5 protein-coding genes are annotated in these 4,898 nt (G+C 73.0%); 2 read left to right on the forward strand and 3 right to left on the reverse strand.

Annotation, left to right across the window (positions count from 1 at the left end; translation table 11 throughout):
• Positions 1-52: 52 nt before the first annotated feature.
• On the reverse strand, positions 53-1,093 hold the full coding sequence (locus ABZ749_RS29450) for an iron ABC transporter permease (RefSeq protein WP_357233505.1): 1,041 nt from the start codon (positions 1,091-1,093) through the stop codon (positions 53-55).
• Between the two features lie 60 nt (positions 1,094-1,153).
• Entirely contained in the window at positions 1,154-3,133 is a 1,980-nt protein-coding gene (locus ABZ749_RS29455; protein WP_357233508.1) for a multicopper oxidase domain-containing protein, read from the reverse strand.
• A 118-nt stretch (positions 3,134-3,251) separates the two neighbouring features.
• On the opposite strand from ABZ749_RS29455, the gene ABZ749_RS29460 reads away from it, so the two are divergent.
• Positions 3,252-3,611, forward strand: a complete 360-nt coding sequence (locus tag ABZ749_RS29460; protein WP_357233510.1) for a YciI family protein — start codon at positions 3,252-3,254, stop codon at positions 3,609-3,611.
• A gap of 11 nt (positions 3,612-3,622) precedes the next feature.
• Here ABZ749_RS29460 and ABZ749_RS29465 read toward each other — a convergent pair whose 3' ends face one another.
• The gene (locus ABZ749_RS29465; protein ID WP_357233512.1) at positions 3,623-4,015 is read right to left on the reverse strand and encodes a cytidine deaminase; all 393 of its coding nucleotides are present in this window, start codon (positions 4,013-4,015) and stop codon (positions 3,623-3,625) included.
• Between the two features lie 143 nt (positions 4,016-4,158).
• On the opposite strand from ABZ749_RS29465, the gene ABZ749_RS29470 reads away from it, so the two are divergent.
• A partial coding sequence (locus tag ABZ749_RS29470) for a DEAD/DEAH box helicase (protein WP_357233514.1) occupies positions 4,159-4,898 on the forward strand: 740 nt, incomplete at its 3' end.

The raw sequence follows: 4,898 nt of genomic DNA on the forward strand, positions 1-4,898 counted from the left end.
GGGCTCGCCGGGCGGGGCGGGTCGGTGGGGTCCGGGGGGCGCTGGGTGGTGGTCACGCTGTCACCACCCGGGCGCGGCGGACCAGGACGGCCAGCAGTGGCGCGCCGATCAGCGCGGTGACGATCCCGGCCGGGATTTCGCCGGGCGGAGCGACGAGCCGACCGGCGATGTCGGCGGCGAGCAGCAGCGCCGGGCCGAGCAGGGCGGAGACGGCGAGGGTCCAGCGGTGGTCGGCGCCGACCAGGGCACGGGCCAGGTGCGGCACGGCCAGCCCGACGAACGCGACAGGTCCGGCGGCGGCCACCGCGGCGCCGGTCAGCAGCACGGCGGCGAGGCCACCACCGAGGCGGACCAGGCCGATGCGGTGGCCGAGGCCACGGGCCACGTCGTCGCCGAGGGCCAGCGCGTCCAGGCCCCGCGCCACCAGGGCGGCGAGCACCAACCCGACGATGACGAACGGCAGCACCTGCGCGGCGACCGACAGGTCCCGTCCGGCCAGCCCGCCGACCACCCAGAAGCGGTACTCCTCGAAGGTGCGGGCGTCGATGCTGAGCAGCGCGTACACCCCGGAGGCCAGGCTGGCGTCGAGCGCCGCGCCGACCAGCGCGAGGGTGACCGGGCTGGCGCCCTCGCGGGCGCGGGTGGCGATGGCGAAGACCAGCAGCCCGGCGATCAGAGCCCCCGCGATGCCGAACCAGACGTACCCGGCGAGCGTGCCGACGCCGAAGACGGAGATCGCGAGCACCACCCCGAACGACGCGCCCGCGCTGATGCCGAGGATGCGCGGCTCGGCGAGGGGGTTGCGGGTGAGCGCCTGGAACAGCACCCCGGCCACGGCGAGCGCGAGCCCGACAGCGAGACCGAGCGCGGTCCGGGGCATCCGCAGCTCCCGGACGATGGTGCTGGCGTCGCTGCCGTCCGGCGCGACGAGCGCGTGCCAGACCTGGTCGACGCCGAGTTGTCGGCTGCCGAGCGCGAAGCTGGCCAGCACGGTGAGCAGCAGCACCAGCGCGGCCCCGGCGGTGACTGTCACCCGACGCCCGGTGCGGGTGCTGGTCCGACCACGGGTCGGCCGGCTGGCGAGGGCGGTCACGAATCTCCTGCACGATCGGGCTTAGGTTCGCCTAACCTTAGCCGACCTGCGAAAAGGCGCCTAACCGGCGTCCGTCGATGCCGTACCCGGCACCTCCGGCACGCCCCGTGGCGACTCCGGCACGTCACGCGAGCCGCCGTCCCCGGCCGCCGCGCCGCCGCGCGGCAGGACGTTGAGTGGCCGCATCATCTCGTTGTCCTCGTGCTCCAGCAGGTGGCAGTGCCAGGCGAAGCGACCCGGCAGGTCGAAGCGCGCCTTGATGCGGGTCACCTCCCACGGGTACGCGAGCACCGTGTCCAGCCACCCCCGGTCCCCCGGGCCGGGCAGCGACCGCCCCGAGTGTCCCCGGCCGAGCAGCTCGAACTGGACCTGGTGCAGGTGGACCGGATGCACGTGCCGGGTGAAGTTGCGCACCTCCCACACCTCGGTGTCGCCGAGCGACGGCTGCTCGGTCACCGGGTCGCTCCAGCGCAACGGCAGACCCCGGCCGCGCTCGTCGAGGACGCCGAGCAGCATGATCATCGAACCGCCGGACATCCGCTCGTTGAGCGACAGTCGGCGTACCCGCTGGGCCTGGCCGAGGCGCGGGTGCGACGGCAGCCGCAACTGCTCCGGTGGCACGCTCGAATCCGCGCCGGCCGCGTCGGTGACCACGAAGCGCAGCACCTGCCCGGTGGTGTGCGGGTCGGCGGGGTCGAAATCCACCCCGGGCCGACCGCCGCCGTACATCCCGTCCGGCCCCTCGTTGACCAGGTACAGCTCGGTGCCGGCCGGCACGTCGGTGAAGTCGACGATCGCGTCGACCCGCTGGGCCGGGCCGAGGGTGACCCGCTCGTGCGGCACCGGCTCGGGCAGGAGACCGCCGTCGCTGCCGATCTGCCATACCGGCAGCACCGGCCGGGCCGGCCGCGCGGTGGCGTGGGCGGCCACGCTGAGCAGCAGGAACCGGCTGTTGCAGCCGTTGAGCAGCCGGAACCGGTAGCGACGGCGCTGGACCGTCAACGAGGGCCAGGTGCGGCCGTTGACGACGATCGTGGAGCCGGAGAAACCGGGCACCCAGGTCGGTGGCCCGTCGCCGCCGCCGGAGTACCTCGTCGGATAGCGCAGCTCACCGTCGGCGGTGAAGCTGCGGTCCTGGATCATCAGCGGAATGTCGTGGTAGGAGGCGTTCGGCGGATCGGCGCGGGTCGGCGCCGGGCCGGGCAGCACTCCCTCCGGCAGCTCGTCCCCACCACCGAGCAGGTAGAACCCGGCGGGCCCGGCGTAGACGTTCTCCCGGGTGAGCCCGAGCGCGTGATCGTGGTACCAGAGGGTGCACGACCGCTGGTCGTTCGCGTACTCGAAGGTGGCCGAGCCCGGCGCCCAGCGCAGGCCGGACCGCTCGGCGAACCGGGACCGGAACTCCCGGTACGCGCTGCCGGACACGGCAAAGTCGGGCGGCAGGTCACGGGCCACCGGCAGGTACCACGCCTCGGAGTGTCCGTCGCTCTCCTGCGTGCTGTGCCCACCGTGCAGATGCACCACCTGGGGCACCGGGCCGCGATAGCCCCGCGGGCTGCCGTCCCACTGCCCGTGGTGGTCCCGGTGCTCGATGCCACCGGCCGGGTTGGCCCAGTGCAGGGTGGGGTCCACCGGCAGCAGGTGCGGCAGGTAGTCGCCCCGGTCGTCGACGAGCTGGTTGACCCAGGTCACCCGTACCGGGCGGCCGACCCGCGCCATGATGGTGGGCGCCGGGTAACCGAAGCTGCCGGGATGGGCGGTGGAGCCGTAACCCCACACCGTGGTGCGCGGCCATGACGGCGGCAGGATCTGCTGGCGGAACTGTCGCACCGCGATCTCGTACGTGTCGCGCTCCGGATCGGTGACCACCGTCGGCATGGCCGGGGGGATCCGCAGCGGCGTGACGTACTTCGGGATGTCCCGGACGTCCAGCGGCGCGACCGCGGCGAGGGCCCGGCCCGAGGCCGCCCAGCCCGCTGGGATCAGCGCCGCCGCGCCGCCGGTGGCACCGGCCGCGAGCAGCCGACGTCTGGTGACCATGCCGCACCTCCCAGTCGCTTCGAACCTCGATATGAGAATGAGATTCGCGGACGACCACAGGGCGGACAGATGGCAGATGACACCCATAAGAGGGACATTCACGTCATAGGGTGTGGACATGCGATTCGACCAGCACACGGTCGTCCTGCTGACCCGACCGTCGGATCCGCCGGAGCTGCCGCAGGACGCGATCGACAGGTTGCGGGACGCCCACCTGGCCCACCAGGCGGGCCTCGTGCAGCAGGGCCTCGTTCTCGCGGCCGGGCCGTTCCTACATCCCGACGACGAACAGCTGCGGGGCTTCGTGGTGCTGTCCATCGCCCCGGACGAGGCACGCGCGCTGTTCGCCAACGACCCCGCCGTGCGGGCCGGTCGCCTGGTCGCGCGGGTCACGTCGTGGCTGCTTCCGGAGGGCACCCTGCGGTTCGAGAGCGTGCCGGTGCAGCAGTCGATGCTGGAGGCGGCCTCCGGGGACTGACCCGGGCCCGGTCAGCCGGCCGAGCCGCTGCCGGCCTCCGCGGGCAACTCCCCGATCGGGACCACCCGCGGGGCGTCCATCGGGCCGACGACCACCCGCAGGTGCGGGAAGTGGTCCCGCAGCACCTGCCGGCACCGGTCACAGGGCGCGACGACCTCGCGGCCACGGTCGGCGACAGTGACCATCGTCTCCAACGCGGTGACGCCCTGCGTGGCGGCCGTGCCGATGACGACGAGTTCGGCGCAGACCCCTCCGGTGGCGTGCTGCACGTTCACGCCGGTGAAGACCCGCCCGTCCACGGTCCGGGCCGCCGACGCGACAGTGTGGTGCGGGCTGCGGCAACGCAGCTTGGAGACCGCGGTGGCGGCCTGCACCAACGCGCGGTCGGTGTCGCGCATCTCCATCCGGCTCCCCCAGCGCTCGACGTCGGCCGCCAACTCTAGGACCCGCCCGTGCCCGTCAAGGGACCGGAGGTGGCCGTCGGAGAGCCGGCCGCTCGGTAACCCAGGGGCGCTGCGCCGCCGGGCTGCCTATCCTTGGGCACGACATGCAGAATCCAACCGCCTCCGTCGCGTCCGACCCCGTTCGCGAGCTGCACCGCCGCCTCACACCTCTGATGTTCCGCGACCAGCGCCGGCTCCAGCGGCGACTGGACGGTGCCCGCAAGCTGCGCGACCCGCAGCGTCGGGAGGCGGCGCTGACCGAGATCACCGCCGACCTGGTCCGGGCCGAGCAGCGGCTCGCCGCCCGGCAGGCGGCGGTGCCCGTGATCACGTACCCGGTGGGTCTGCCGGTCAGTGAGCGCAAGGACGACATCGCCGCGGCCATCCGCGATCACCAGGTGGTGATCGTGGCGGGCGAGACCGGCTCCGGCAAGACCACCCAGATTCCCAAGATCTGCCTGGAGTTGGGGCGCGGGGTGCACGGCCTGATCGGGCACACCCAGCCCCGGCGGTTGGCCGCCCGGACGGTGGCCGACCGGATCGCCGACGAGCTGGGCACCGAGTTGGGCGACGTGGTCGGCTACAAGGTGCGCTTCACCGACCAGGTCAGCGAGCGCAGCCTGGTGAAGCTGATGACAGACGGCATCCTGCTGGCCGAGTTGCAGACCGACCGGATGCTGCGCCAGTACGACACGTTGATCATCGACGAGGCACACGAGCGCAGCCTCAACATCGACTTCATCCTCGGGTACCTGCGGGAGCTGTTGCCCCGACGACCCGACCTCAAGGTGATCATCACCTCGGCGACCATCGAGACCGACCGGTTCGCCCGGCACTTCGCCGG

Origin of the sequence: Micromonospora sp. NPDC047753 (genome assembly GCF_040642735.1) — a bacterium.
GTDB lineage: Bacteria > Actinomycetota > Actinomycetes > Mycobacteriales > Micromonosporaceae > Micromonospora.

Bases quoted from the DNA above. Each gene is read 5' to 3' on its own strand.
- ABZ749_RS29455 (WP_357233508.1), bottom strand. From the start codon at position 3,133: ATGGTCACCAGACGTCGGCTGCTCGCGGCCGGTGCCACCGGCGGCGCG.
- ABZ749_RS29460 (WP_357233510.1), top strand. From the start codon at position 3,252: ATGCGATTCGACCAGCACACGGTCGTCCTGCTGACCCGACCGTCGGAT.
- ABZ749_RS29465 (WP_357233512.1), bottom strand. From the start codon at position 4,015: ATGGAGATGCGCGACACCGACCGCGCGTTGGTGCAGGCCGCCACCGCG.